Source organism: Tahibacter caeni, from assembly GCF_024609805.1.
Classification (GTDB): Bacteria; Pseudomonadota; Gammaproteobacteria; order Xanthomonadales; family Rhodanobacteraceae; genus Tahibacter; species Tahibacter caeni.
Window position 1 is genome coordinate 1 of sequence record NZ_JANFVR010000492.1, and the last position, 2,518, is coordinate 2,518.

Genomic DNA, 2,518 nt, shown 5'->3' on the forward strand with positions numbered 1-2,518 from the left:
GCCTTCGCCGCGCGCGAACGCGTCGCGCTGCGCCGCGCTCGCGTCGGGCGGCAGCTCGGCCTCGGCGAACACCAGCAGCAGGCGCTGCGGCTCGCGCTGGGCGCCGGCCAGGCGCAGCAGATCGTCGAAAGTCTCCAAGGGCATGCGTGGCTCCACCTGCGGTTTTTCCGGCCGGCCGGTCGCCGGTCTGCGGACACGCGTCATTGTTGGACCAGCCGGCGCGGCGAGGTCTGATCCAGGTCAAGGGTGCCGCAGATCGGCGACCCGGCACCACGACGGCCACCGCGATCCGGCTTCCGGCTGACCTGGGTCAGGGCGCGAAGCCGCGGTGCCGGACGAGGATCGGGACTCCTGCTCCGCCGGAGTCCGTCATGCTGCTCGTCTGTCCCGCCGGCAACCTGCCCGGCCTGACCGCTGCCGTCGATGCCGGCGCGGATGCGGTCTACCTGGGCTTTCGCGACCAGACCAATGCGCGCGCGTTTCCGGGGCTGAACTTCAGCGATGCGGACCTGCGCGACGGCATCGCCTATGCGCACGCGCGCGGCCGCAAGGTCTACGTCGCGCTGAACACCTATCCCGGCCCGGCGCGTCTGCCGCAGTGGCAGGCCGCCGTGGACCGCGCCGCCGAATCCGGCGCCGACGCGATCATCGCGGCCGACGCCGGCGTGCTGGCCTATGCGACGCGCGCGCATCCGCAGCTCGACCGGCATCTGTCGGTACAGGGCTCGGCCACGACGCAGGCCGCGCTGCGCTGGTATCACGAGCACTTCGGCATACGCCGCGCGGTACTGCCGCGCGTGCTGTCGGTGCAGCAGGTGGAGCGCGTCTGCGAGCGTTCGCCGGTGCCGCTGGAGGTGTTCGCGTTCGGCAGCCTCTGCATCATGGTCGAAGGCCGCTGCCAGCTGTCGAGCTACGTCACCGGCCAGTCGCCGAACCGCCACGGCGTCTGTTCGCCGGCGAGCTTCGTGCGCTGGCAGGACGAGGCCGACGGCAGCCGCAGCGTGCGCCTGAACTCGGTGCTGCTCGACGTCTATGGGCCCGGCGAGGCGGCCGGCTATCCGACCGTCTGCAAGGGACGCTTCGCCGTCGGCGGCGAGGTGTTCCACGCGCTGGAAGAACCGACCAGCCTGAACACCCTGCCGCTGCTGCCGCGGCTGCACGCGGCCGGCGTCACGGCGCTGAAGATCGAAGGCCGCCAGCGCAGCCGCGCCTACGTCGCCGCGGTGACGGCGGTCTGGCGCGAAGCGATAGACCGGCTGCTGCGCGACCCGGCCGGCTGGCAGGCGCGCGCCGAATGGAGCGCCGCACTGTCGGCCCACGCCGAAGGCCGCCAGACGACCCTCGGCCCTTACCACCGTTCCTGGCATTGACACGATGCGACTGAGCCTGGGTCCCCTGCAGTATTTCTGGCCGCGCCGGCAGGTGCTGGACTTCTACGCCGAAAGCCTGGGCTGGCCGCTCGACGTGGTCTATCTGGGCGAAACCGTCTGCAGCAAGCGCCGCGAGCTGCGCCAGCGCGACTGGATCGCGCTCGCGCAGCAGCAGGCGCAGGCCGGGCGCGAAGTGCTGCTGTCCTCCCTCGCGCTGATCGAGGCCGAGTCCGAGCTCGGCGCGCTGCAGCAGCTGGCCGCGCAGGGCCAGTTCCGCATCGAGGCCAACGACATCTCGGCCGTGCAGGTCTGCCGCCGCCGCGGCCTGCCGTTCGTCGGCGGGCCGGGCCTCAACGTCTATAACCTCGACACCTTGCGTCTGCTGCAGGACGACGGCCTGTACCGGCTCGTGCTCAACGTCGAGATGAGCGGTGAGCTCGTTGCCGAGCTGCGCGCGGCCGCCGCGGCGGCGAACCAGGCGCTGCCCGAGCTCGAGCTGATCGCCTGGGGCCGGCTGCCGCTGGCCTATTCGGCGCGCTGCTTCACGGCGCGCGCGCTGGACCTGGCCAAGGACCAGTGCGGATTCCGCTGCATCGACCATCCCGACGGTCTGCCGCTGCAGACGCGCGACGGCCGCGAATTCCTGACCCTCAACGGCATACAGGTGCAGAGCGCCGAGCGCTGCGACCTGCTGCCGGAATGGCCGCAGCTCGCCGCGGCCGGCATAAACCTGCTGCGCCTGTATCCGCAGCGCGACGGCACCGCCGAGGCGCTGCAACGCTTTCGCGCCGTGCGCGACGGCGCGCCGCCGCCGGCGCGCGAAACCGGCAGTACGCCGGGCTACTGGAACGGCCAGCCGGCAGCCCTGCACCGCACAGAGACGGCCATCACCGGAGCCCCGCCATGAGCCAGGACAGTCTGGAACTCGCCCACAGCGCGCTGGAGCTGCTCGACACCGCGCATACCGCGCTGCTGCGCCTCTGCGGCATCGCCGCGTCGGAACCCGTCGTGCAGGCGCTCGTCACCGTGGGCGACGAGCGCGGCCGTCTGCTGCGCGAGCTCGGCCTGGACCGGCCCGACCCGGCGCTGGCCTGCGGCAGCGGCGTGCCGCTGCCGCAGACCTAGCCGGCGCTCACTGCCGTCGTTGC

Annotated in this window: 3 protein-coding genes; all 3 read left to right on the forward strand. The window is 72.4% G+C overall.

The features are described from left to right. Positions 1–371 precede the first annotated feature (371 nt). Genes ubiU through NON22_RS23025 form a run of 3 tightly spaced genes read left to right on the forward strand, consistent with a single transcriptional unit; the run spans position 372 to position 2,495 of the window. Entirely contained in the window at positions 372–1,370 is a 999-nt protein-coding gene (gene ubiU, locus NON22_RS23015; RefSeq protein ID WP_257389322.1) for a ubiquinone anaerobic biosynthesis protein UbiU, read from the forward strand. Positions 1,371–1,374: 4 nt separating this feature from the next. Then, entirely contained in the window at positions 1,375–2,277 is a 903-nt protein-coding gene (locus tag NON22_RS23020; RefSeq protein WP_257389323.1) for a U32 family peptidase, read from the forward strand. After that, a complete protein-coding gene (locus tag NON22_RS23025; RefSeq protein ID WP_257389324.1) occupies positions 2,274–2,495 on the forward strand; it encodes a hypothetical protein in 222 nt (73 codons plus the stop codon). The genes NON22_RS23020 and NON22_RS23025 overlap by 4 nt, the downstream gene beginning before the upstream one ends. The last annotated feature ends 23 nt before the right edge of the window (positions 2,496–2,518 follow it).

Coding starts and splice junctions, on each gene's coding strand:
- NON22_RS23020 (WP_257389323.1), top strand. CDS start 1,375: ATGCGACTGAGCCTGGGTCCCCTGCAGTATTTCTGGCCGCGCCGGCAG.
- NON22_RS23025 (WP_257389324.1), top strand. CDS start 2,274: ATGAGCCAGGACAGTCTGGAACTCGCCCACAGCGCGCTGGAGCTGCTC.
- ubiU (WP_257389322.1), top strand. CDS start 372: ATGCTGCTCGTCTGTCCCGCCGGCAACCTGCCCGGCCTGACCGCTGCC.